Origin of the sequence: Halomonas sp. HP20-15 (assembly GCF_033446685.1) — a bacterium.
Taxonomy (GTDB): Bacteria; Pseudomonadota; Gammaproteobacteria; order Pseudomonadales; family Halomonadaceae; genus Modicisalibacter.
On sequence record NZ_JAWQLY010000046.1, the window covers coordinates 1 to 279 of the forward strand.

Annotated in this window: 1 protein-coding gene; it reads left to right on the forward strand. The window is 35.1% G+C overall.

Annotated elements, in window-relative coordinates; translation table 11 throughout:
- Window positions 1-186 (forward strand): hypothetical protein (locus R6258_RS18800; protein WP_318453477.1); only part of this gene is annotated, 186 nt, incomplete at its 5' end.
- Window positions 187-279: the final 93 nt, after the last annotated feature.

The following is a 279-nucleotide window of genomic DNA, read 5'->3' on the forward strand; positions in this document are numbered from 1 at the left end:
ATTGGAATAAACACATCAATGTTAGTAATAACTTTATGTAAACTAAAAAAAAAACATAAACCCAACTCATGCTCGATCTGTGACTTTTCTGACGGAACTATTGATTCCATACCGGTGATGTTTATCGGGCTGAGTCTGGTGCTTGGAATCGGAGTGCCTTACATTGTTGCTTGGAATCACTTATAGCTCTCTCTGTTTTCTTCCTATGAAATTAATCCATATCTTAAGTTAAAACCATTTCTAATACACCCACAAAATAAACCTGTCAAACAAACCCAT